At 42.4% G+C, this 22,894-nt stretch carries 24 protein-coding genes and 1 other RNA gene; 18 read left to right on the top strand and 7 right to left on the bottom strand.

What is annotated here, in order from left to right; translation table 11 throughout:
• The first annotated feature begins 48 nt into the window (after positions 1–48).
• Entirely contained in the window at positions 49–525 is a 477-nt protein-coding gene (gene smpB, locus NEJAP_RS02290; RefSeq protein WP_201349112.1) for an SsrA-binding protein SmpB, read from the top strand.
• 58 nt (positions 526–583) lie between these two features.
• Positions 584–942, top strand: a transfer-messenger RNA (tmRNA) gene (ssrA, locus tag NEJAP_RS02285).
• 384 nt (positions 943–1,326) lie between these two features.
• On the opposite strand, the gene NEJAP_RS02280 is transcribed toward ssrA, so the two are convergent.
• Both NEJAP_RS02280 and NEJAP_RS02275 read right to left on the bottom strand, forming a co-directional pair.
• Positions 1,327–1,659, bottom strand: a complete 333-nt coding sequence (locus tag NEJAP_RS02280; protein ID WP_201349111.1) for a hypothetical protein — start codon at positions 1,657–1,659, stop codon at positions 1,327–1,329.
• Positions 1,660–1,920: 261 nt separating this feature from the next.
• A complete protein-coding gene (locus tag NEJAP_RS02275) occupies positions 1,921–2,151 on the bottom strand; it encodes a hypothetical protein (protein ID WP_201349110.1) in 231 nt (76 codons plus the stop codon).
• Positions 2,152–2,831: 680 nt separating this feature from the next.
• Between NEJAP_RS02275 and NEJAP_RS02270 the strand changes: the two genes are divergently transcribed.
• Positions 2,832–3,092: a hypothetical protein gene (locus NEJAP_RS02270; protein WP_201349109.1), complete on the top strand. Its 261-nt coding sequence runs from the start codon at positions 2,832–2,834 to the stop codon at positions 3,090–3,092.
• Positions 3,093–3,095: 3 nt separating this feature from the next.
• Here NEJAP_RS02270 and NEJAP_RS02265 read toward each other — a convergent pair whose 3' ends face one another.
• Both NEJAP_RS02265 and NEJAP_RS02260 read right to left on the bottom strand, forming a co-directional pair.
• Positions 3,096–3,827 (bottom strand): hypothetical protein, encoded by a 732-nt coding sequence (locus NEJAP_RS02265; protein WP_201349108.1) that lies wholly within the window; start codon positions 3,825–3,827, stop codon positions 3,096–3,098.
• Positions 3,828–4,165: 338 nt separating this feature from the next.
• Positions 4,166–4,633: a hypothetical protein gene (locus tag NEJAP_RS02260; RefSeq protein ID WP_201349107.1), complete on the bottom strand. Its 468-nt coding sequence runs from the start codon at positions 4,631–4,633 to the stop codon at positions 4,166–4,168.
• Between the two features lie 537 nt (positions 4,634–5,170).
• On the opposite strand from NEJAP_RS02260, the gene NEJAP_RS02255 reads away from it, so the two are divergent.
• Positions 5,171–5,422: a type II toxin-antitoxin system Phd/YefM family antitoxin gene (locus NEJAP_RS02255; protein ID WP_201349106.1), complete on the top strand. Its 252-nt coding sequence runs from the start codon at positions 5,171–5,173 to the stop codon at positions 5,420–5,422.
• Complete coding sequence (locus NEJAP_RS02250; RefSeq protein WP_201349105.1) at positions 5,419–5,679, top strand: Txe/YoeB family addiction module toxin; 261 nt, start codon at positions 5,419–5,421, stop codon at positions 5,677–5,679. Before NEJAP_RS02255 ends, NEJAP_RS02250 begins: the two co-directional genes overlap by 4 nt.
• Positions 5,680–5,682: 3 nt before the next feature.
• On the opposite strand, the gene NEJAP_RS19515 is transcribed toward NEJAP_RS02250, so the two are convergent.
• A complete protein-coding gene (locus NEJAP_RS19515) occupies positions 5,683–5,949 on the bottom strand; it encodes a phage integrase (RefSeq protein WP_419197857.1) in 267 nt (88 codons plus the stop codon).
• 440 nt (positions 5,950–6,389) lie between these two features.
• On the opposite strand from NEJAP_RS19515, the gene NEJAP_RS02245 reads away from it, so the two are divergent.
• The 4 genes from NEJAP_RS02245 to NEJAP_RS02230 all read left to right on the top strand — a co-directional run bounded on the left by NEJAP_RS02245 (position 6,390) and on the right by NEJAP_RS02230 (position 10,879).
• Positions 6,390–7,511, top strand: coding sequence for an ABC transporter ATP-binding protein (locus NEJAP_RS02245; RefSeq protein WP_201349104.1), 1,122 nt, complete (start codon positions 6,390–6,392; stop codon positions 7,509–7,511).
• A 60-nt stretch (positions 7,512–7,571) separates the two neighbouring features.
• Complete coding sequence (locus NEJAP_RS02240; protein ID WP_201349103.1) at positions 7,572–8,627, top strand: ABC transporter substrate-binding protein; 1,056 nt, start codon at positions 7,572–7,574, stop codon at positions 8,625–8,627.
• A gap of 124 nt (positions 8,628–8,751) precedes the next feature.
• Complete coding sequence (locus NEJAP_RS02235) at positions 8,752–10,026, top strand: ABC transporter permease (RefSeq protein WP_201349102.1); 1,275 nt, start codon at positions 8,752–8,754, stop codon at positions 10,024–10,026.
• A gap of 4 nt (positions 10,027–10,030) precedes the next feature.
• On the top strand, positions 10,031–10,879 hold the full coding sequence (locus NEJAP_RS02230; RefSeq protein WP_201349101.1) for an ABC transporter permease: 849 nt from the start codon (positions 10,031–10,033) through the stop codon (positions 10,877–10,879).
• A 77-nt stretch (positions 10,880–10,956) separates the two neighbouring features.
• On the opposite strand, the gene NEJAP_RS02225 is transcribed toward NEJAP_RS02230, so the two are convergent.
• Positions 10,957–12,135 carry a PQQ-dependent sugar dehydrogenase gene (locus NEJAP_RS02225; protein WP_201349100.1) on the bottom strand — a complete coding sequence of 393 codons (1,179 nt, stop codon included), beginning with the start codon at positions 12,133–12,135 and terminating at the stop codon, positions 10,957–10,959.
• Positions 12,136–12,320: 185 nt separating this feature from the next.
• Between NEJAP_RS02225 and NEJAP_RS02220 the strand changes: the two genes are divergently transcribed.
• From NEJAP_RS02220 to NEJAP_RS02200, 5 genes are all read left to right on the top strand, one after another.
• Positions 12,321–13,058: a dienelactone hydrolase family protein gene (locus tag NEJAP_RS02220; protein ID WP_201349099.1), complete on the top strand. Its 738-nt coding sequence runs from the start codon at positions 12,321–12,323 to the stop codon at positions 13,056–13,058.
• 86 nt (positions 13,059–13,144) lie between these two features.
• The gene (locus NEJAP_RS02215; RefSeq protein WP_201349098.1) at positions 13,145–14,461 is read left to right on the top strand and encodes a glycerophosphodiester phosphodiesterase family protein; all 1,317 of its coding nucleotides are present in this window, start codon (positions 13,145–13,147) and stop codon (positions 14,459–14,461) included.
• Positions 14,462–14,730: 269 nt separating this feature from the next.
• A complete protein-coding gene (locus NEJAP_RS02210; protein ID WP_201349097.1) occupies positions 14,731–15,471 on the top strand; it encodes a DUF1223 domain-containing protein in 741 nt (246 codons plus the stop codon).
• 145 nt (positions 15,472–15,616) lie between these two features.
• Positions 15,617–16,192: a glutathione S-transferase family protein gene (locus NEJAP_RS02205; RefSeq protein WP_201349096.1), complete on the top strand. Its 576-nt coding sequence runs from the start codon at positions 15,617–15,619 to the stop codon at positions 16,190–16,192.
• 220 nt (positions 16,193–16,412) lie between these two features.
• Positions 16,413–18,548, top strand: a complete 2,136-nt coding sequence (locus NEJAP_RS02200) for a diguanylate cyclase (protein ID WP_201349095.1) — start codon at positions 16,413–16,415, stop codon at positions 18,546–18,548.
• A 62-nt stretch (positions 18,549–18,610) separates the two neighbouring features.
• On the opposite strand, the gene NEJAP_RS02195 is transcribed toward NEJAP_RS02200, so the two are convergent.
• Positions 18,611–18,916, bottom strand: coding sequence for a hypothetical protein (locus NEJAP_RS02195; protein WP_201349094.1), 306 nt, complete (start codon positions 18,914–18,916; stop codon positions 18,611–18,613).
• Between the two features lie 255 nt (positions 18,917–19,171).
• On the opposite strand from NEJAP_RS02195, the gene modA reads away from it, so the two are divergent.
• Genes modA through NEJAP_RS02175 form a run of 4 tightly spaced genes read left to right on the top strand, consistent with a single transcriptional unit; the run spans position 19,172 to position 22,783 of the window.
• Positions 19,172–19,903, top strand: coding sequence for a molybdate ABC transporter substrate-binding protein (gene modA / locus NEJAP_RS02190; RefSeq protein ID WP_201349093.1), 732 nt, complete (start codon positions 19,172–19,174; stop codon positions 19,901–19,903).
• An 11-nt stretch (positions 19,904–19,914) separates the two neighbouring features.
• Positions 19,915–20,583: a molybdate ABC transporter permease subunit gene (gene modB, locus NEJAP_RS02185; RefSeq protein WP_201349092.1), complete on the top strand. Its 669-nt coding sequence runs from the start codon at positions 19,915–19,917 to the stop codon at positions 20,581–20,583.
• Entirely contained in the window at positions 20,580–21,656 is a 1,077-nt protein-coding gene (modC, locus tag NEJAP_RS02180; protein WP_201349091.1) for a molybdenum ABC transporter ATP-binding protein, read from the top strand. Before modB ends, modC begins: the two co-directional genes overlap by 4 nt.
• A complete protein-coding gene (locus NEJAP_RS02175; protein WP_201349090.1) occupies positions 21,656–22,783 on the top strand; it encodes a tRNA-queuosine alpha-mannosyltransferase domain-containing protein in 1,128 nt (375 codons plus the stop codon). The genes modC and NEJAP_RS02175 overlap by 1 nt, the downstream gene beginning before the upstream one ends.
• Positions 22,784–22,894: the final 111 nt, after the last annotated feature.

The raw sequence follows: 22,894 nt of genomic DNA, 5'->3' as shown, positions 1-22,894 counted from the left end.
GGCTAAGCAGCTTCCTACTCACCCTCTCCATCGCTATAATCGCGCACTATGGCTAAACAGAAGAAACAAAAAAATACGAGTAGCACCATCTGCCTCAACAAACGTGCTCGATATGAATACCATATCGAAGATAAACTTGAAGCAGGCGTTTCACTTGCCGGCTGGGAAGTAAAAAGCCTTCGAGATGGCCGTGGACAGCTCGTCGACTCATACGTCCTGATCAAGGATGGCGAAGCGTGGCTTGTGGGCGCTAACATCTCCCCTTTATCACAAGCATGCACTCACTTTGTTACTGAGCCGCGCCGTGACCGTAAACTATTATTACACCGCCGCCAGATAGACAGGCTCACTGAAGAAGTTGAAGCAAAAGGCTATAGCTGCGTTGCATTAGGTCTGTACTGGAAAAGCGGTCGTGTAAAATGCGAAATTGCCTTAGTAAAAGGTAAAAAGCTGCATGACAAACGTGAGACAGAAAAAAACAGAGACTGGGATCGCCAAAAACAACGCATAATGGCAGAACGCTAAAACAACTGCGAAACTTCTTTCTTTTCATATACTCAAACCGCTATAATCCTCGCTACTTGGGGGTGACATGGCTTCGACGCTGATTACAAAACCTTAAGTGCATGCCGTGAGTGTAGTGAATCACGTAAATCAATTACTGCACAGTTATAGTTGCTAACGACGATAACTACGCTCTAGCAGCCTAAGGGCCGCTAGCGCCGCACTCAAAGGTGTCTGTAACTTAGAGGTTCGCGGTGTCATTTGAGACAGAACCGCCCGGATGCTTCGCCTTAAGCTGAACGGTTAAAACTAAAAAGGCTCGCCCTAAACGCCCTGACCCTCGGGCCGTGGTGGGTTAACTTAATAGAGGTGTCTATGCATGTAGACCTTATGGCGGCGGATTGGCGGACGCGGGTTCGAAACCCGCCACCTCCACCAAAATACAATGACAAGGGCCTGTTTTTACAGGCCTTTTTCATGTCTGGCGTTTAAGAATTACTGCATGTGTCGAAAAAGTGTCGAAACAACTAACGAACATCACCCCAGTTGCCTAGCAGCTCAATCTAAGTACAGGCCTATAATTAAAAGAATGCTTATTAATAAAAAGCAAAGAAGCAATCTAAAAAATCATCCTCTTGCTTCGTTTTTGAATACGTAAATTCGACGACTGTTTAACGCCCAGCCAGGCAGTTGAACACACCTGAGAAACTTACTTTTATTTCTTTTTAGTGAAAACAAAGCTGAAATAGTCAAAGCTGGGATTAGTGATAACGAGACTATCATCAATATAGTACAAACAAGTGGTAGTACTTTTTGTATCATTTAAGCAGCCCAGGACAAGACACCCAAACCAATCAATCCAAAGATTATGCCAAATTGAATCAGTGTCGAAAGTAGCGCGATAATAATGCTTTGAACGAACTTTGCGCCTAATAGGAATGAAAAAACAACCGCAGTACCAGCCAACGTGATAACGAATTGAATTAAATCAGAGCTACCAACGCTTTCAGCAAAGGTGCCAATAAATACTGAAGCAATAACGGCAAAAAAACACCTTCCAAACCCAGTGTTGTCTGCTCCTAATTTCTCAGCTGAGAACTTGACCGGATACACAAGAAAAAGAACGATACCAATCAATGTAATAATAAGTTTCAATTTATAAACCTCTCCGTTGGTTTAGAACATATGACACTCTATTATTTATGAAGAATACATCCTCATAATAATTATCAGTCCCCCTACGTCCTTATAGGATTTCACACGGATTAGTTTATAGAACAAAAATACAGTTGTAGCAAACCTTACCCTATAATTCTGAATTCATTCAATGGATTGTACTTAATGGCATCGTTTAAAAAGTCAGGACATAGACAACACTACCAATCATCAAACAACCAAAACTACAGCTCTATTTAATCAGTCTCCGCCATCATCACCACCGCTATCACTGCTGTAACTACTGCTGTGACCGATATCACCGTCACCAGTTGTACTATCGTTATTCCCTCTAGATGAATAAAAAATTATGAACACTCCAAGAATACATAAAATCACACTCATCATATTGACATTTACAAATTGAAAATTGTTAGTGCTATAGCCTAAAAATATAAAAAAAAGACCAACAACCAGCCTAGATACCTTCATGTTATCTCCCTGACAACCTAGCCATTAATTAGATTACTTCAAACCTCAGAGCTTTCAATAATCAAGATCACTTTCTGAAAAGACACATTACTAAAAACCATAAATAAATCCATATTCAATCTTGATAATAATTTGGTTGTTATGCAAAACCAAACAGCCCCAAACAGCCCCAAACAGCCCCAAACAGCATTCATTATGATCAGCACTAGTCCCACGAAGTAGCAAAACATACACTGTCTAAGCAAACCTTGCATTACTACTTCAATTCATCGGATTGTACTTAATAGCACCGTTTAGAAAGTCAGGACATAGATTCGTGATTCAGAAAGAATGGGCAGGAAAGCCTTTCCAGATAAACTAGGCATTTCTCAAAGAACATTAGAGAGCATAGAAGACAAAGGAACAGCCCCTTCATCGCTTATACTAAAAGCGATTTTCAAAGGGTATCCGACTTATACATTTTGGTTAACGTTGGACACTATAACCCCGGAAATCGGTCAAATTAGCCCTGACTTAAAATAGGTCGCGAGCGAATACGACAGAGCAGGCACAGATACCGACTAGCGAAACGGATAAGGGAAAAGTTGTGCCGATAGGAGCGCATACCGGACAAGAGCCGTAGATAATTAATAAGCTCTAAATTATAATGATAACTATTCGCAACAAAAGGAATTGTTATCGTGTCGTCAAAGAAAACATCACTATTAGATGCCGTTAGTAAATTTCCCTATTGGGTAGGGTTCACTATTGCCTTGTTATCCTGGTTGTACTTCCATAACAAAGCCGGTCAAATATTACCGGCAATGAATGGAGGCAACGCACACGTAATGTTTCAGCAATACCTACTCACTGAGGTATCAAAATTTCTTCAATATCTAGCACCAGGGGTATTTGGCTTAGGTGGTTTAATCTCATTGCTAAAGCAGAAAAAGAAATTTTAAATATCAATCCTCAGTTTTCTTTAAAGGTATAGACTCATAAAAAATAGAGTCCGGAGCACTGATAGTCATAGGGCCATTTTCTGTCAGTACTCCCCAATATTGATCATTCTTCAGAACAACCCTTCCTAGAATTTTGTCTTGCCCCGTATAATCTGGAAAATATTTAGAATCTATATGAATACATCCGCTCCACCCATACTTAGTATCACATAAAGATTTTTCATACTGAGAGTATCTATCAAAAGCAACTGAAGCGCCGTATTTCTCTGCAAAGTACGGAAAAAGAACCCATACAGAGACTATTATTGGAACAAAAAACACGGCTACAGTAACAAGATATGAATATGAAAAAGACAATATAAAAAAACCTACTTCGGGATTAATGCTATTTCTAATTTTATCTTTATCAAAAGACTTATTAGTTTTAGATAAGTAAGTAGATATAACTCTAAAAGTGATAATAACTAGCAAAACACTTAAACTTATATACAGATAAAGAATCCACCCTACGTCCAAAAAAATTTGAACCACATAAAGCCCCATCATCCTGCTAGCCTCATATGCCCAAAAAGGAGCTTCATCCCAACTTGTAGTAAAAAGAATATAATCAAACCCTAAACCACTAACAAAGCCTCTAGAATAACCTTGCCCAAAAATGTAGATAGCGTTTGTTAACACCCCTGTTGCAAGAATTATAGTAACCACATTTCGTGAAAATCTGACAAACGACTCCAACTCAAATTCCTTTTATGTAAATTCCATTCAAAGCACTAAAAGTAATCTATATAAATAGACACCTCAACCAAAATGATACCTTAATTTATGATGCTCCTATACCCATCAGCACGAGCTACAATATATCTATCAAAAAGAACAGTGCAGGAAAATGAGTTCGAAATACGCTACCACCAGAAGAACCCGTTTTTACAGATGTTGCGTACCTGACATTAAGAACGCCTGCACGTGCCGTTACAGCTAAACTGTTAAAGCTAAAATGATATCGAAACTGCAACACTGGATACTGTTCATATTTCTTTATTAGAAGCGGGACCATCAATCAAAAACCTAAGCCATCACTTTGCAGCACTTCTCTCACCTATAATGGCGGAACTTAATTCACACGATTTGTGGTCAATATACTTTTCCCAAAAATTGCTATCAGTAGTCTCATCCGGAATTATCATATAATGATATTTATTATAGAATAAATACCCATAATAAAGATCCTCACTAAAATAAGAATTTCTACGATAATTAAATGCCTCAGCATTCCCTAAACAACCCAATTTTTCTTTTTCAAAACCATCTTCATTTACTTTGGCACAATAATCACAATCTTTGACTTCCCCGAAATAAATCGAATCCTTTGTCAACGTATCTGAATAGAAATGTGGTGCACCATCAATCGAATTAATATTAAAAACATATTCTGAAGGTATCAAAAAATTTATCCCAAAAGCATGGACTTTAATACCGTCAGCGAATGCATTCAAGCACGGCACTAATAATAACAACACCATCACACATTTATTTAAAATCATAATAGATTCAGCCCATTATATGAATGCACACTATCAATTAGAAAAACACTCTGTAGTTTTTTATGTATTTCGATTCAGACTCATTTCTCTTAATGGGAGTTTTTAATTTCACCAGCCATTTTCCTCCGTTGAAAATAAACATGCGTTTTGGTATTAGCTCGAACAGGGTCTGGCATATGCCTTCCTGATATTCCGATAATGCACAATTTCATATAAAGACGCCAGAAAAACCAAGCACGGTTACGTGCATGTGTCGAAAACATAGCTCTGCATAGTGGTTTAACGGCTCTGATAAAAACCCATAAAACCTTAGCGTTGCGGTATGTACTGGCACAACAAAAGGCACGGCACATGAGTCCGAAGACCGCCACCTCACCACTAATAATAAACAATTTTTTTACAGGACTTTTTATATTTAGTGTTTAATAATGACTGGATGTACAGAAACCATCCCGATACTTGCAATCCTATCAAATTGAGTCTTATGTACCAGCAAGCTAGCATGTACAGATTAACGTACATGAGAAGGAATCCAACATGAATGTAATAAGCTACACAGCAGCTAGAGCAAATTTAGCGAGCACTATGGCAAATGTCTGTAATGATCATGCGCCTATAATTATCACTCGCAAAAATGAAGCGCCCGTCATAATGATATCTTTAGAAGACTATAACGCAATGGAAGAGACTACATATTTACTCAGGTCTCCAACCAACGCTAGAAACCTATTAGAGTCTATAGCCGAACTGGAAACAGGCAAGGGAACAGAAAGAGAACTTCTTGAATGAAGTTAACGTTCTCGACTCAAGCCTGGGAACAATATCTCTATTGGCAAACTACCAATAAGAAAATACTAAAACGTATCAATTGGCTAATTAAAGATATTCAAAAAAGCCCAAATGAAGGCATAGGAAAGCCTGAGCCTTTAAAGCATGGCTTATCAGGGTACTGGTCGCGACGTGTCAATGATGAGCATCGAATTGTGTACAAACATCAGGATGATACGATTCTGATCGCTCAACTACGCTACCACTATGGCACATAACCATCAGACTTTCTCTAGCAGATTTACATAGTTCAATTGCTCTAGCGCTATCCGCTTATGAAACACAGCTCTTATATATGTGAGTTCGTTGTTGAGTTTTTTTGGTTTCAAACCTAGATTGGTTCGTTGATTTCTATACAACAAAAAAATTGCAGACGTTAAGCGGGAAGCAATGGGGTTACCTAAAGCATTACTCAATCTAACCAGTCCCTGGAATCGACGTAAGCCATCTTTAAGCCTATGGCCATGTAGCCGATACCAGAGATCAATGATATCGGCTTATGATGCCTTTCTTATTCCCGTTCTCTTCTATACTAACTCACGTGTTCATTGTGCTACTTAAATTAACCTGATCTCTTTTTCCTCTTCTGGACCCATCCCATGAAGTATCTGGGTCTATAAAGAACAAAAAAAATTGATCTATATTCAAACAACTGATAAAACATAGTTATATAAAATAATTATCACTTAACAGTTTGATAATAAAAATAAAAAAGGTCTCACCATGTCTATTTCATTCTATGAAATCATTAAGAATCCGTACAAGTTCATAGATTATGAAGGTACGGCTTTAGGATGGGTACAAGCAACACTTGAACTCCAAACTAAATCAGTTCAACATGATTTTTCATGGAAACACTCTCTCAGATAGATTTTTTGTGTTGTGGTATTAACTCAAAAATAATAACAAAAATGGAGAATACGCCCAGATGACAGACTCTTCCATTTCTGGCAGCTCATCCACTGCCGACGACCAATACGTACGCTTTGTTAACGTAAAGAAAAGCTATGATCAAAGAAACCTGGTCGTTAAGGATTTTAACCTTGATATTAAGAAAGGCGAGTTTGTGACTTTACTGGGCCCTTCGGGTTCAGGAAAAACAACCTGCTTAATGATGCTAGCTGGGTTTGAAGATGTCACCAGCGGTAGTATTTTAGTGAACGGAGAACCCGTTACAAATATTGCCCCTTATCATCGTAATATTGGAATGGTATTTCAGCATTACGCTTTGTTTCCACACATGACTATTTACGAAAACTTAGCCTACCCGTTAAAAGTTCGTAAAATTCCAAATGCTGAGATCGAACGCCGAGTCAAAGAATCCCTGGCCTTAGTTGAGCTGGTTACTTTTACTAAACGTTACCCTGGGCAACTATCCGGCGGTCAAAAACAACGCGTTGCTCTTGCCCGCTCACTGATTTTTGAACCAAGCATTGTTTTAATGGATGAGCCTTTAGGTGCTCTCGATAAAAACCTGCGTGAGCAGATGCAGTTCGAAATAAAACGTCTACATGAAGATCTTGGATTCACGGCTATTTATGTTACGCATGACCAGACAGAAGCACTTACCATGTCTGACAGAGTTGCTGTTTTCAACGACGGTATCGTAGAGCAGTGTGCAGCACCTGAAGTACTTTACGAGCAACCCGCGAACTCATTTGTTGCTAACTTCATTGGCGAAAACAATCGCATCCCTGGCACCGTCAAACGAATTGAAAACGGCTTAGCGCAAGTGGAACTTTTCGATGGCACACTCGCAACAACGGGCAATGATAACTGCCCACCGGAAGGCGCTCCATGCATGCTGACCATTCGCCCTGAAAATCTATTTATTGCTAGCGAGCATTCAATGGAAAACAGCATTCAAGCTAACTTTACTACCCGCCTTTATGTTGGAGACTCCATTCGTTACTTCTTTAAACTTAGCTCAGGTACTGAGCTAATGGTCAAAACACTGAACGATCAAGACGCCCCTGTTCTGCAACGTGGTGCTATAACAACCCTCACTTGGTCCACATCTGGAGGATTAGCATTAGATCGTTCTGTTTAACGAAAAATACACATAATAAAGAGCAATAAACTGCAAGAAAACGTAAGAGGAAAAATAAAAATGAAAGCACTCAAACGATTCGGCGCGGCGCTCGCGCTATGCACAGCAGCAGCCCCTGTAATGGCCGATCAGTTCACTGCTGTATCATTCGGTGGAGCATACGGCGCAGCACAACAAAAGCATATGCTCGACCCTTATATGGCTAAGACAGGACACAAGATTCTGTTTGAAAATTACTCAGGTGGTATCGCTGAGATCAAGGCTCAAGTAGAAAGTGGCAACATTCTTTGGGATGTTGTTGATATAGAAGTAATTGATCTTGAAAGAGCCTGTTCTGAAGGACTGTTAGAAGTATTCCCTCACGATACATTACCGCCTGGAGATGATGGCGTTGCTGCCAGTGAAGACTTCTCTCCCCAAGCACTATCTAACGAATGCGGTGTAGGTAACATTGTTTGGACTGTTTTGTATTCTTATAACAATGACACCATCAAGGGTGGCCAGCCAAGCACCATAGGTGACTTTTTCAATACATCACAATTCCCGGGCAAACGCGCTTTACGTAAACGCCCGCAGGTTAATATGGAATGGGCACTCATTGCCGACGGTGTCGCTAAAGAGAAAGTGTACGATGTACTTGCTACTGCAGAAGGACAGAAACGTGCTTTTGCCAAGTTAGACACCATCAAAGATGATCTTGTTTGGTTTGATAGCTGGTCACAAGCCCCACAACTATTGAATGATGGTGGTGCAGTGATGGTTCAGTCTGCTAATGGCCGTATTTTTGATGCTATTCAGAGTGACAAAAAACCCTTCGAAATGGTCTGGGATGCGCATATCTACGACTTAGATGTATGGGCCATTGTGAAAGGCACCAAAAACAAAGCCTTAGCAGAAGACTTTATCCGTTTTGCTACTAGTTCAAAACCTGAAAGTGGCATGCAAGATGTAGCTTACGGCCCGACGCGTCAGTCTTCATATACTTATGTTGATCCTGCGATCATTCCTAAACTGCCTTCGGCGCATCTGGATGAAGGCCTGCAAGCTTCAGGTGAGTTCTGGGCTGATTATGGTGAGTCTTTAGGCGAGAAGTTCAACGAGTGGTTGCTTAACTAAGCCACCCGTTAACATTATTATTTATGGATCACTCAACTAGCAGAAGTACTTTCTGCTAGTTGAGGCTACCTGACTATTTTCGGGTCTCGTATGTCCCGTCGTCTTCTAAAAAAGGGCTGCTTCTATGTCTCAAGCTGAACTTAGCAATGACGCACCTCGAGCACGGTCTACACTGACCGACGAGGAGATGGCGCAAAGTAGAAAAATGCAACGCCGGCGTAAACTTATCGCATTCGCCTTTGTTACACCGTTACTCATATTTGTCATGATTGCCTTTATTGCTCCAATAGGCACCATGCTATACCGAAGTGTTTACCATCCTACGGTTGCTCAATTAATACCTGACACACTAGAGGCACTCTCGAGCTGGGATGAGAAAGGTGATAATCGCCCTGACGATGCCGTACTTAATCGCTTTGCAGTCGAACTACAGCAACTTGCGCTCAAACGTAAATCAGGCAAATTAGGCGAAGAGATTAACCGTGCGATGCCTGGCACCTCGAGTGTCATTAAATCAACAGCACGTAAGTTCAAAAAACTTGATACCGAGCTACTCAAAATCGAAGGGGCTGCACGCCTATTTGCTAGCAAGCCTCATTGGAAAGAAGTAGAAATCTGGAGGGTGATGAAATCCTCTGGAGCACTCTTCACTGCCAACTCTTATCTTACCGCCCTCGATTTAGACCGTAACAGCATCGGTGAAATAGTTGCCCGTGATACTCAGGTTTATATCAGGCTCTATTTAAAAAGTTTAAAAATAGCCCTGATGATCACCTTTTTAACGGCTATTATCGGATTCCCACTATCCTATTACCTTGCTACTGCATCATCTAAAACAGCCAATACACTCATGGTATTTGTCTTGTTACCGTTTTGGACCTCATTATTGGTACGTACAACGTCATGGATTGCGTTGCTGCAAACCAACGGGGTGGTCAACACCTTTTTGCAGTCGATTCATGCAATCACTGAACCCTTTGAAATGCTGTATACCCAATCAGCAACCGTTATTTCCATGACTCATATTCTACTTCCTTTCATGATTTTACCGCTTTACAGCGTGATGAAAGGCATTGACCCAAGCTATTTCAGAGCAGCGATGTCTCTGGGTGCTAAGCCTATTCCTGCTTTCATTCGTATCTATTTACCCATGACAGTGCCTGGGCTCAGCGCGGGTGCTTTGCTCGTCTTCATCATCTCTATCGGTTACTACATTACGCCCGCCTTGGTAGGTGGAACCGATGGACAGATGATCAGTAATATTATTGCTTTCCACATGCAGTCGTCTAACAACTGGGAATTAGCCGCTGCGCTTGGCTCCTTGTTACTCGCCTTAATTCTCGCCCTTTACTGGCTCTACGACCGTTTGGTTGGTGTCAGCAATATTAAGCTGGGGTAATGCCATGAAATTTCCAAAATACTTCTCTTTCTGGCAAAAAGCAGGCATGCACGGATTACGTATTACTGCTTGGCTAGTGCTAGCATTTTTGATGATACCGATACTGGTTATTATCCCGCTATCGTTCAATGCCGAGCCCTACTTCACTTTTACTGAAGGGATGCTTACCTTTGACCCTGACGCATATTCGTTAAAATGGTATGCCGAAATTTTCAATGATGATAAGTGGTTACTAGCCATCAAGAACAGTTTCTTTATTGGCTTATGTGCAACCATACTGGCAACTTTTTTAGGCACATTTGCAGCGATTGGATTATCTAACCCCGTGATGCCTTTTCAACGACTGATCATGGCGATGCTACTATCTCCTATGATTGTTCCATTAATCATTACCGCGGCAGGAATGTATTTTTTCTATACGCAACTTGGTCTTTCGGGGAGCTACTTGGGCGTCATTATTGCGCATGCCGCGCTCGGCACACCGTTTGTTATCATTACTGTAAATGCTTCGTTATCTGGCTTTGATTACTCACTCATGCGAGCATCATTAGGCTTAGGAGCTCCACCTGTTTATACTTTTTTCAAAATCATAATGCCCTTGATTCGCCCTGGCGTTATATCTGGAGCATTGTTTGCCTTTGTCACATCATTTGATGAAGTCGTCGTTATCTTGTTCTTAGCAGGTCCAGAACAACGTACTATTCCTCGTCAGATGTTCTCTGGGCTAAGAGAGCAAATCAACCCGACGATTCTGGCAGTCGCCGTGTTGCTCGTAGTTATTTCTGGCTTATTACTATTAACCATTGAGTACTTACGTGCGCGTAGTGAACGTATACGTAGCGGGGAAGTCTAGTATAAACAGCGACTGAGGAAACTCAGTCGCTCAGCTTTCCCTATAAGCAAAGCCCCCATAGTCTAAGCTTTTGCAGCCTACATTCTGCGCAATCTAAATAACGCAGAAGGCACTCCATCACTGCTCATATAAATAGCTCCATCCGGCCCAACTGCCACCCCCACGGGCCGAGCCCAACGTGAACCATCATTGAGTTGAAACCCTGTCAGTACATCCTCCACAGCACTAGGTTTACCCTTGTTAAAACGCACCATCACTATTTTAGGAGGGCGCCGGCTCGCTTTGTTACCAGCGGACTGAGTTGCCCATGACCCGTGTAGCGCCACCAGCGCATTACCTGAAAACTCATTCTGCTGTTCATTTACCTCACCACTCATAGGAACAAACGCTACCGCCATGGGTGCATTACGGGCAGGAAACGTAGTCACCGGTATTTTGACCTCATTCAAATCACGAGGAGGCATTCTACTTATACAATTATCTCGTTTTACCTGAGCACCATCATATTGATACCATGGCATGCCGTGAAAAGAACCCTTGGTTAAATGCGCAAACTGCTCAGGCGGTTGCTCAAATCCCCAATGGTCCGGACCATTATTACTGGCATAAAGCTCCCCATCATAAGGCGACCAATCAAAACCTACAGGATTACGTAAGCCACTCGAATAAGTCTCCCATTGAGGTGTGCCCGATTCATTGAGTACCATCATACCTCCCCGCTTGTTCTGCATAGCGTAACTTGGGCCTAAATATTCATTACTGCAGTTTCCGGAGATACCTAAACTCACATAAATGCGCTGATCCGGGCCTATTTTTACCGTCCGGCTACTATGTCCACCAATAGGTAACTCAATTACCTTTTTTAACCCATGAATCCGTAAAGAGTCCGCTGATGAATACTGACCCTGATAAAGCCCCTCCTCGCTCGCTATATATATCTGCTCACCTCTAAAAGCCACGCTATGTGGGTATCTAAAACGAGACTTTAGTGTTTCAACTGTGCCATATGGCGGCGCTAATCGATAAACATTGCCTGATCGAGACCCTGCAAACAAACTGCCATCTGGGTGGAAAGTTAACATCCTAGGACGATCAATATCGGTTGTTAGCACCTCAAGAATATAACCTTGTGGAACATGCACTTTATAAGAAGTGCCGTGCACATTTATCATTTTCGGCTGAAGAAGCAATGCATCAACGGGGGTTACAAATAGCATCACTACACTAGCCAACAACAAAAACTTTAACTGTTTCATACGAATACTACCCCTCTATATTTAATACCTTGTACAGACTAATTCATCCTTAGATCTCATCAAATAGAGACACAAAATAGCTAGTTATTCCGGTCTCAGTCGTATTACACTCAATTCTTAGCACGAAAACCTCTGCAGTAACGAGACCCTTCTTATCTAAAAAGATCAAGTAATGGAGGTCTATCATGAAAACCTACTTTTTAGCTCTACTGAGCTTAATTATCTCATGCTCTGCTAACGCAGCAGGACAACACTTAAATTATGAATTGAACGGTCAGCCTTATCAGGGGTATTACATTAGCCCCTCTACAAATGCGCCTCTGGTTCTACTTATCCACGACTGGGACGGACTAACAGACTACGAAGTAACACGCGCTAACATGCTCGCTAAAATAGGATATTCTGTATTTGCAGCTGACTTATTTGGCGCCGGAATACGCCCTACAAAAATGCAAGACAAACGCCAACATACGGGTGAGCTCTACAAAGACCGCACAAAAATGAGAAATTTGTTAAGCCGTGCATTGGATACTGCAAAAGCACAAGGCGCCAATACAAATAACACGGTTTTTATGGGCTATTGTTTTGGTGGTGCGGCGGTTTTAGAAATGGCCCGATCAGGTACAAAAGCCAAAGGATTCGTAACATTTCATGGGGGGCTGTCCACTCCTAAAGGCCAAAACTATAGCCAAACGCAGGGCAAACTGCTGATCATGCATGGCAGCGCAGATACCGCCATAACAATGAACAGTTTTGCTGCCTTGGCGACTGACCTTGAAAGCAACGGAGTTGACCACGAGATGATTACTTACAGTGGCGCATCACATGCATTTACCGTATTTAACTCTGACCGTTACAGAGAATATGCTGACAAAAAATCATGGCAACGCTTTACTGATTTTCTAAGTGAAGTAACACAGTAACAAACAAGCACATAACTGCAATAATCATCCTGTAAAGTTCTGTCACTCTCATACCTGTGAGTGACGGAACAATTCAGGAGGTAGCTATGCAGCGCTCTACGATCGTATTAACTATTAAAACCTTAATTACTGCAGTTTTATTATCCACCTTATACGGAACCGCCATGGCGGCTACCGATCTGAGCGCAGATGGAAAAGAGCAACAAAATATACAGCTCGGGCCACGACCTTATTTTTTAGTCAACAAGATGGCTGATAGCGCACTAAAGGAGACGCTTAAAAGCTGCTCAGAAGGCCCATTCAAGCGAACCGACTTCTCTATTGGACATCGTGGTGCTGCCATGCAATTTCCAGAGCATACTAAAGAGTCTTACGAGGCAGCAGCACGTATGGGCGCCGGTATTATTGAGTGCGATGTCACTTTTACGCAGGACCAAGAACTTGTATGCCGTCACTCACAGTGCGACCTGCAAACCACTACTAATATTCTTGATACCTCTTTGGCTAACAAGTGCTCGGTTCCTTTTCAACCCGCCGTATTTGCTGCTGACGGTACATTAACCAGCCCAGCCACAGCCCAATGTTGTACCAGTGATATAACCTTAGCTGAGTTCAAAACGCTTAAAGGCAAAATGGATGCATCCAACCCTAACGCCAGCTCAGCACAAGAGTTTATGAACGGCACCGCTGCTTGGCGAACAGACCTATACGCCACTAATGGCACCTTAATGACACACAAGGACAGCATCGCACTCTTTAAGAAACTCAACGTAAAAATGACACCCGAATTGAAATCTCCAAGTGTTGAGATGCCATTTAATGGCTTTTCACAGCACGATTATGCCCAGAAAATGATGAGCGAATATAAAGAAGCCGGCGTTCCTGCCTCTGATGTTTTTCCGCAGTCATTTAATCTTGCTGATCTACAATACTGGATTAAAAACGAGCCCCGTTTTGCTCAGCAAGCGGCTTTTTTAGATGGTCGATATAACGATAAAAGCTTCAACCATCGCATTCCTACCACATGGAACCCGTCTATGCAGCAGTTGGTGAATGAGGGCGTGAAAATTATCGCACCGCCCCTATGGATGCTACTTGATATAGAGGATGGAGCTATTACCCCTTCTGCCTATGCAAAAGCAGCTAAAGCTGAAGGGCTAGAGATTATAACATGGACACTCGAGCGCTCAGGCCCGCTCGCTAACGGCGGCGGCTGGTATTACCAAACAATGAATGGTGATAACCCCAAAGCGGCTAACTCAAAGCATGCCGTTATCAATAATGATGGCAACACTATGCAGGTGTTAGATGTGTTAGCTAATCAGGTAGGTATTCTAGGTATTTTTTCCGACTGGCCAGCAACCGTGACTTATTACGCGAACTGTATGCAACCAAAGCATTAAATGAAAAAAAGCGTACGGTTTCTGCCGTGCGCTTTTCATACCTCCCAATATGACAAGCATTAGCTAGATTTACTCCAATCCGCCTGTGGGCCTTCATTTTATCAAATCGTTCAACAAGCATTTGGGTTTAGACGACTGAAAGAATGAATGAACAATTCAAATAAGCACAATAGATATCAGTGCCTAGCTGAACTCTCTTGTTTATCGCCTGTCTTAAGGCATATATAAAAATATGCTTTAATTTGTTGATACAACCGCGAGAGCACACTATGACTCACCCTTCCATTTATGCTGGCCTTATTCTCATGGCCAGTGCGGCACTTCCTATCAGCGCTTCTGCTTCACAGCTTTTTGAGCAATCAGGCGATGTGCCGCAACTTATTGAGTTATACACATCAGAAGGTTGCTCTAGCTGCCCTCCCGCTGATCGTAATTTAAGCACATTACTCAAAGACCCAGAATTATGGACTAAACGCCTCCCCGTGGCATTCCATGTGGATTATTGGGATTACATTGGCTGGAAAGATACGTATGCCCAACCCCTATTTACCGAACGCCAATATCGACTTAAAAAAGCAGGAGCTATTAACAGCATCTATACACCTGGTTGGGTTGTGGACGGGAAAGAGTGGCGCGGTTTTTTCTTAGGGCAAGACCTGCCCACCGCTCCTGCTAGAAAAGGGGGCCATTTATCCGTCAATGTAAACGATAACCAGCAGGTTTCTATTAACTATAAAGGTGATAGTAATAGTGCGCCTGCCGATGTAACTGCACACCTTGTATTGATGACGTTTGATCAACGTTCACAAGTGACTTCAGGCGAAAATAAAGGCAAGAATATGCTCCACAACTTTGTGGCCGTTCAAAAGGAGCAAGTACAGCTTCCTGCACAAAGTGTAAACATACCTTTATCGAAACTCGATATATCACAACGCCAAGCACTGGTCGTATGGCTAACCGCAGCTGATAGCTCCCAGCCACTGCAAGCAACAGGAGGCTGGCTCAAGTAACAATGTAGAAGCAGCTGTACGCTCTTTTATTAGCTGTGTTTTAGAATGAGCGTTCCAGAAATGCCATTTTTAGGTTATAAGTGAAAAGAGAAGTTATTAACCGTACAGCTCACTATCATTGTCAAAGCTTCATTTTGGAGAAAATATGAAACTTATTGGTTCAGGAATGTCACCTTATGCGCGTCGTATCCGTCTGTTTTTGGAAGGCCAAGATTACGAGTTTATTAACCTGAATATTTATTCTCCTGAAGGTCGTGAAGCATTAGCTACCTACACCCCTGCGATGAAAGTTCCAGTGCTAGTTGATGCACAACAGAAGGTTTACGACTCACGTGCGATTCATCGTTACTTAACCGAAAAGCAAACAACTAAACCCCTTAGCTGGGATCAGGAAAACTTACTAACTCTGATTGATGCAGCGAATGACTCTTTTGTCGTTTTGTTAATGGCGGCTCGCTCAAATATAGACACCGAAGCGGACGCTCTTATTCTTAATCTACAAAAAGAACGTATTGAAAGGACAATGCCATTATTAGAACAAGCCTTAATCGATGGGCAATTACCTGAATGGGATTACCCTTCCATTTGTCTATTCTGTCTCCTGGATTGGGTTAACTTTCGAGAGTTATGCGACCTTTCTGTATACCCACATTTATCGGGATTTCTTGTAGAAAAAAGTGCATACCCAGCCGTAGAAGCGAGCAACCCACGCAACGCTTAGCACTTTTATTTCGACCTATTCTTAAAAACGCAATTCGTGAATCGAGGTGCGGATGCGTTTTTAAAGCCCTGCATTATTACAACAATCTATTTCATCTAATCTTCAAACTACACTACAGTTATACATAACGAATAATAATAAAAATTGGTTTCAAATGAGTAATACACCGCTTATGAAAGGATTCAGGAATACATTACTCTCCTGCCTATGGGCAGCGTGCGTGTTATTTGTATTCGCTGTAAATAGCTTCGCCCAAACCACAAAAGTCACATTATCCACTGAAGAAAAATCTTTTATAAGCGAGCACCCCACCATAGTTCTTGGTACGGACCAATCATGGGAGCCTTACGTCATCGTATCACCTAGTGGGAAAATGTCTGGGTATGATGCAGAAATACTGGAAAGGATTAACAAGCTCACCGGTGCTAAGTTCACATTAGCAGCCGGCAAATGGAGCGAGATGCAATCCAAAGCTAAATCTCACGAGATTGATGGCCTTAGTACAGGAACGGCAGCTACAGAGAGGGCATCCTACCTCAATTTTAGTACCCCTTACTTAACATTACAAAAATCTGTTTTTGTCTCTACGGGCAACCCGCACGCCATAGAAAAACCAGAAGATCTGCAAAACAAAACACTGGTTATCCAAAAAGGTAACCTTGCTGACATCAAATTAGCTGAGCAGTACAAAAACTCACATATTCTTTATGTCGATACCGTTGAAGAGCTTTTTTCTGCCATATCCACAGGTGCTGCTGATGCAACCTTTGGCAACGGAGCAACACTATATCTAGCTAACAAACTAGGCATGCCATACCTGCATATTGCTTTTCATCTACCCCAGAAATTAGATTTGGTTTTCGGTGTAAGAAAAGATTGGCCCGCCGCTATTTCAATCTTAAATAAAGCACTGTCCACACTCAGCCCACATGAGAAAACACACATACAAACTAAATGGTTTAGTGCTCAGACCGTATCAGCAATAGAGAGAAACAGAAACGAACTTACACTCTCCGCCTATGAAAGATATGTAGTTGATCAAGCACCTCATATTCGTATGTGTGTAGGCCCCAATTGGTTACCATTCACATCTATCAATACAGAGCAAAAATATCAGGGCGTTACGGCCGACCTTATGGCCATCATTAGTGAACGGCTTTCTACGAACTTCACTCTTGTACCTACCTCTGAGTGGAGTGAATCAATCACTTTTATGAAAGAGAAGTCCTGTGACATTATTACGGCAATAACACCAACGCAAGCACGTACTGAATTTCTGACCTTTACACACCCAGTACTCACATCTCCCATAGTGCTGGCCACCCGCCAAGACCAGTTTTTTATCTCTGATCTCAGCAGTATTACAGATAACCCCATAGCGATTATTAAAAACAGCGCCGCCGCAAGCTTAGTAAAGCAACACTACCCTCAATTAAATATTATTGATGTGGCCTCTATTAAAGAAGGTTTACGTAAACTTAGTGAAAAGAAGGTATTTGGTTATATCGACTCTCTCGAAGTCATCGCACACAATGTCAGTAAAGAACATTACGTTAATATAAAAATTTCTAGCACACTGCCTATCGATTTTGACTTGGCAATAGGTGTACGCAAAGACTGGCCTGAATGGGTGCCTATTCTTAACAAGGCTATACAAAGCATCTCTGAAGAAGATAAACGAAAAATCCAAAACCATTGGATTGGTATCAAGTATGAAAAAGGGTTCGACTACAACCTGATATGGAGCACTTTAGCGGCTATTTCAGTGCTGATTTTTTTAGTACTTTACCGCTATCGCGTCATTACTGAGTACAACAAAAAACTAGAAGAACTAAATCAAAAACTTTCTAAGCAAGCCATGACTGATCAACTAACACAACTCCCTAATCGTTATTTACTCGACCAAGAAATACAAAGAGTCATTGCATCATCAAAACGTTATCAAGAGCCCTTCTCCATGGTGTTATTTGATCTTGACTACTTTAAAGAGATCAACGATGTATATGGGCACCAGATGGGTGATGAGGTATTAATGCGTGTCAGTAGTGAAATGGAACGTGCTACCCGAGATGCGGACTTATTAGGCCGCTGGGGAGGCGAAGAATTTTTACTCGTGTGTCCTAAAACTAACCTAGCAGGAGCGCTTAAGCTCGCCAACAAAATCCGTGAGCACTTAGCTCAACAACGTTTTTTAACCGGAAAGCAAATCACATTGAGTGCCGGTGTCGCTGAATTTGGCAAAGATGAAAACTATCATTCCATGCTCAAACGTTTGGACGACTCACTCTATTCGGCTAAGCAGTCAGGAAGAAATACCATACGTTACAGTGAAAGCCATAACGAAAATAAGGAATAAAAAAAGCCTATCTGTAGATACAAAAAAACCGGCCTAAGCCGGTCTTTTTTAAAAATCGCTAATTACTTAGCCATTTTCTGCATTTCTTCCATTGCATTCTTGCTAGCAGAAGTTGCTAGAGCAGTAAAAGCTTCGCCCTGAGTTTTTAGCATTTCGAACAAAGCAGTGTTAGCAGCAACGTTGAATTTAACAACATCTTCTGGAGTCTTAAGTTCTTTAGCTTTTTCTACTTCAGTTTTGAAGAAAGAAGCTAGATCTTCGCCTGCTTTTTTCTGCAGTTCAACAGACTGATTGATTGTAGCAGCCTGAAGAGTCATAAGAGTTTTAACAGCTTCAAGTGGTTTCTGCATATCGATAGTGTTAGTCATGGTATATCCCCGAATTAATTAATAAGTAATGGTGCACTGCACAATGATGATCATTCTATACAGTTTTAGCTCCCTGTCAACAACTTTGTTGCAGTGCAACAAAGTAATTCGTAGCCCCAATGTCTCACACCTTTATGACAAAAAAGTGACCGTAAGTAGATTGATGTTCTCAATAAAGTACACTGAACGCAGCACATAAGTGGATTTTATTGTTCAAGTGATTATATTAAGGATCTTTACACTGAAGGCCAGACTATGAAAGCACTTGTTATCACACTACTACTGAGTGCTATATCTAGTTCTGTACTCGCCGCAAATGTACGTATCGCCGTAGCCTCTAACTTTACAGCTGCCGCTCAAGCACTCTCAGCTGCTTTTACACAAAGGACCAAACACGATGTGCAAATCAGTTCAGGATCTACCGGAAAGCTCTACATCCAAATACGCCATGGCGCCCCGTTTGATCTCTTGTTAGCGGCGGATATGGAGCGCCCACATAAGCTCTATACTGAAGGTTATACAAACACCCCACCATTCACCTATGCCACAGGGCAGCTTGTACTATGGAGCCGCGATCTTTCAGGTGTAGTTGATGGAATGGATATTCTAAACAGCGATACTGTCAAACGCCTCGCTATAGCTAATGCTAAAACTGCTCCTTATGGTAAAGCAGCTCAAGAAGTATTAGATAATCTCAAGACCACACACAGCTCATGGAAACTCATTCGGGGCGACAATATTGCTCAGACCTATCAATTTGCAGCAAGCGGCAACGTCAACGCTGCTTTTGTTGCACGTGCACAAATCGTATTAGACAAACGAGGATTCACGTGGCAGGTTCCTCAATCACTTTATTCACCTATTCAGCAGGGTGCCATATTGCTCAAGCATGGCATTAATAACCCGGCCGCAAATGCTTTTTATCGATTTTTAAGTAGCGATGAAGCAAAATCAGTTATCCAACGATATGGCTATATTACAAGATGATTAAATAACCGATGTTAGATGCCATTTTACTGACATTAAAACTCGCCACCCTAACCACCATCATATTACTTATAATAGGGATACCTTTGGCGTGGTGGCTTGCGCGCTCACGCGGTCTATTTAAAGATATGATAGCAACCTTGGTCAGTATGCCCTTGGTATTGCCCCCTACCGTTTTAGGCTTCTATCTACTCATTACACTAGGACCAGATAGCCCTTTAGGTAACGTTCTCTCTTCACTTTTTGGCGGGCCACTTACTTTCACCTTCAGTGGATTAGTCATAGGATCAGTCATATTTTCACTGCCGTTTATGGTGCAACCGTTGCGCAATACGTTTGAGTCAATCGGCAACCGCCCCTTAGAGGTGGCCGCCACATTACGTGCATCACCACTGGACACTTTCTTCTCTGTCGTTTTGCCTCTTTCAAGGAATGGACTCCTCACCGGCTCGATCATGTCGTTTGTACATACCTTGGGTGAGTTTGGTGTAGTACTGATGATTGGTGGCAATATCCCTGGCGAAACCAAAGTACTGTCCATCGCTATCTACGACTATGTTGAATCGCTGGAGTGGGCGCAAGCTCATCTAATTGCCGGTAGCATGCTGTGCTTCTCTTTTATTGTCATCCTGAGCATGACACTGCTAGAGCGCAATAGCCGAAAAGCAGGTGGTCTATGAACAAGCAACTACACGTTTGCTTCCAAACACCGCTTGAGCATTTCACGCTGGATGTCGATATCAAAATTCCGGCGAGCGGTGTTACCGTACTTTTTGGCCCCTCTGGCTGTGGCAAAACCACGCTGTTAAGATGCATTGCCGGGTTGCACAAAGCAGAGCACGCACAGCTACGAATTAACGATGATGTTTGGCAAGAAGCAGGATATTACCTTCCGGCCCATCGGCGCAAGGTGGGGTATGTTTTTCAAGAACCTAGCCTATTCCCTCATCTAAATGTCACCAAAAATTTATTGTTCGGGCAAAGACGTACTCAACAGGAAGGGCTGCTGTCATTAGATGAGATCAGCCAGTTACTCGGGATCTCGCACCTGTTACAGCGTATGCCTGATAAATTATCCGGTGGCGAAAAACAGCGGGTCGCCATTGGCCGGGCGCTCCTCTCCAACCCTGAGATACTCTTAATGGATGAGCCACTCTCTGCCTTGGATTACAGCACCAAAGCAGAAATCATTCCCTACCTCGAGCAGTTACATGAACGCCTATCCATCCCTATTGTGTATGTGACACATGCGCTTTCTGAAGTAAAAAGCATGGCAGACCATATCGTGTTACTCGAAAAGGGAAAGGTCAGCGCTCAAGGCCCATTAAAAGAGATGTTACTCGACCTTAGCGCACCACTGGCTCGTTTTAGCAATGCAGGCTCGCTCATCGATGCTGTCGTTAGTCACTATGATGAAGACTATGACCTAACCGAATTCAGCGTTGATGGTGGAACCGTCACGGTTCCTGGAAGTATTGGAGCCATAGGCACCCGCAAACGCATTCACCTGAGTGCCAGCCACATTAGCCTGACACGCACACCCGCTAACGACACAACTATTGTTAACATCCTGCCTGTGACTATCCTAGAAATTGATCAAGCCAGTACCGCGCAATGCAATGTGCGCTTACAGCTGGGCCAACATAGCCAAATTTTGGCACGTATCACGCGCCGCTCTAAAGACCAGCTAGCACTCACTATTGGTGATCAGCTCTTTGCTCAAGTAAAAGGCGTGTCCTTGGTTAAGTTATAATGCGTATTCTTCTTTTATCAGCCTATGACGCTGACAGCCACCAATACTGGCGTAAAGGCCTCGTCAGCCACTTTCCTGAGCACCAATGGACAGTGCTGAGCTTACCTGCAAGGTATTTTTCATGGCGCTTACGAGGCAATAGTCTCAGCTGGGCATTTGGAGAGTCCGCTCATCTGTTGCAGCAACCTTATGACCTGATCATCGCTACCTCGATGACCGACCTATCCAGTCTCAGAGGGTTTGTCCCTACGCTCGGCCAAATCCCAACACTATTATATTTTCATGAGAATCAATTTGCTTACCCAGAATCAGGCAAAGAGTTTAGGAGCGTTGAGCCTAAGATATTAAACTTATACTCAGCACTGGCCGCGGACCATATTGCCTTTAACACCCACTACAACCGGAACACGTTTATTGAAGGAGCCAGCGCCCTCCTCAAAAAACTACCCGATCAAGTACCCGCAGGATTAACAGCACACCTTCAACAAAACTCCAGCGTATTAGCAGTACCACTTAACGATGATTGCTATGTAACAACACAACAGCACACAGGCCCTCTACACATTGTTTGGAACCACCGCTGGGAATTTGATAAAGGCCCGGAGCTTCTTTATGGTGCACTAAAAACACTTCATAACGAGAACATCAAGGTCTCCTTATCCATTGTCGGTCAGCAGTTTCGGCGCTACCCAGAGGCCTTTGACAACATAAAAGCACAATTCCCTTCGTTACTGAGACACTGTGGCTTTATAGAATCCGCCGTAGAATACCGCCAGCTATTACAAGACGCCGATGTTGTACTATCAACCGCCTTACATGACTTCCAAGGTATCGCAGTACTTGAAGGCGTAGCAGCAGGCGCACTCCCTGTAGTACCCAATCGGTTAGCTTATCAAGAACTATTCAGTGAGCAGTATCGCTACTGCTCGCAAGACCAACAAAAGGCTGATAACCAAGAAACAAAAGCTCTTGTCAGCATGCTTAAGCAACTTGCCATACATAAAGAGAACAACGCACTCCCCACAGCACCTGCTATTGATGCATTCAACTGGAAGTATCTAAAACCCAGATACCAAGAACTGATGGATCTCACTATCAAGCGTTTTTCAACGAAGCTTATAGACTAAACAACATCTACATTAGGTCTAGGATTTATCAAAACGCTTGCCTTTTACCTTATTTAACCCAATTATTAGCAAAAACTAATGTACAACCTGTTAAATAATAAAATCAAAAGG

Origin of the sequence: Neptunomonas japonica JAMM 1380 (assembly GCF_016592555.1) — a bacterium.
Taxonomy (GTDB): Bacteria; Pseudomonadota; Gammaproteobacteria; order Pseudomonadales; family Balneatricaceae; genus Neptunomonas; species Neptunomonas japonica_A.
The sequence above is the reverse complement of the archived record's forward strand: the minus strand, read 5'-3'. Positions and strand labels throughout refer to the sequence as shown.

Coding starts and splice junctions, on each gene's coding strand:
- smpB (WP_201349112.1), top strand. CDS start 49: ATGGCTAAACAGAAGAAACAAAAAAATACGAGTAGCACCATCTGCCTC.
- NEJAP_RS02275 (WP_201349110.1), bottom strand. CDS start 2,151: ATGAAGGTATCTAGGCTGGTTGTTGGTCTTTTTTTTATATTTTTAGGC.
- NEJAP_RS02260 (WP_201349107.1), bottom strand. CDS start 4,633: ATGATTTTAAATAAATGTGTGATGGTGTTGTTATTATTAGTGCCGTGC.
- NEJAP_RS02255 (WP_201349106.1), top strand. CDS start 5,171: ATGAATGTAATAAGCTACACAGCAGCTAGAGCAAATTTAGCGAGCACT.
- NEJAP_RS02250 (WP_201349105.1), top strand. CDS start 5,419: ATGAAGTTAACGTTCTCGACTCAAGCCTGGGAACAATATCTCTATTGG.
- NEJAP_RS02245 (WP_201349104.1), top strand. CDS start 6,390: ATGACAGACTCTTCCATTTCTGGCAGCTCATCCACTGCCGACGACCAA.
- NEJAP_RS02240 (WP_201349103.1), top strand. CDS start 7,572: ATGAAAGCACTCAAACGATTCGGCGCGGCGCTCGCGCTATGCACAGCA.
- NEJAP_RS02235 (WP_201349102.1), top strand. CDS start 8,752: ATGTCTCAAGCTGAACTTAGCAATGACGCACCTCGAGCACGGTCTACA.
- NEJAP_RS02230 (WP_201349101.1), top strand. CDS start 10,031: ATGAAATTTCCAAAATACTTCTCTTTCTGGCAAAAAGCAGGCATGCAC.
- NEJAP_RS02225 (WP_201349100.1), bottom strand. CDS start 12,135: ATGAAACAGTTAAAGTTTTTGTTGTTGGCTAGTGTAGTGATGCTATTT.
- NEJAP_RS02220 (WP_201349099.1), top strand. CDS start 12,321: ATGAAAACCTACTTTTTAGCTCTACTGAGCTTAATTATCTCATGCTCT.
- NEJAP_RS02215 (WP_201349098.1), top strand. CDS start 13,145: ATGCAGCGCTCTACGATCGTATTAACTATTAAAACCTTAATTACTGCA.
- NEJAP_RS02210 (WP_201349097.1), top strand. CDS start 14,731: ATGACTCACCCTTCCATTTATGCTGGCCTTATTCTCATGGCCAGTGCG.
- NEJAP_RS02205 (WP_201349096.1), top strand. CDS start 15,617: ATGAAACTTATTGGTTCAGGAATGTCACCTTATGCGCGTCGTATCCGT.
- NEJAP_RS02195 (WP_201349094.1), bottom strand. CDS start 18,916: ATGACTAACACTATCGATATGCAGAAACCACTTGAAGCTGTTAAAACT.
- modA (WP_201349093.1), top strand. CDS start 19,172: ATGAAAGCACTTGTTATCACACTACTACTGAGTGCTATATCTAGTTCT.
- modB (WP_201349092.1), top strand. CDS start 19,915: ATGTTAGATGCCATTTTACTGACATTAAAACTCGCCACCCTAACCACC.
- modC (WP_201349091.1), top strand. CDS start 20,580: ATGAACAAGCAACTACACGTTTGCTTCCAAACACCGCTTGAGCATTTC.
- NEJAP_RS02175 (WP_201349090.1), top strand. CDS start 21,656: ATGCGTATTCTTCTTTTATCAGCCTATGACGCTGACAGCCACCAATAC.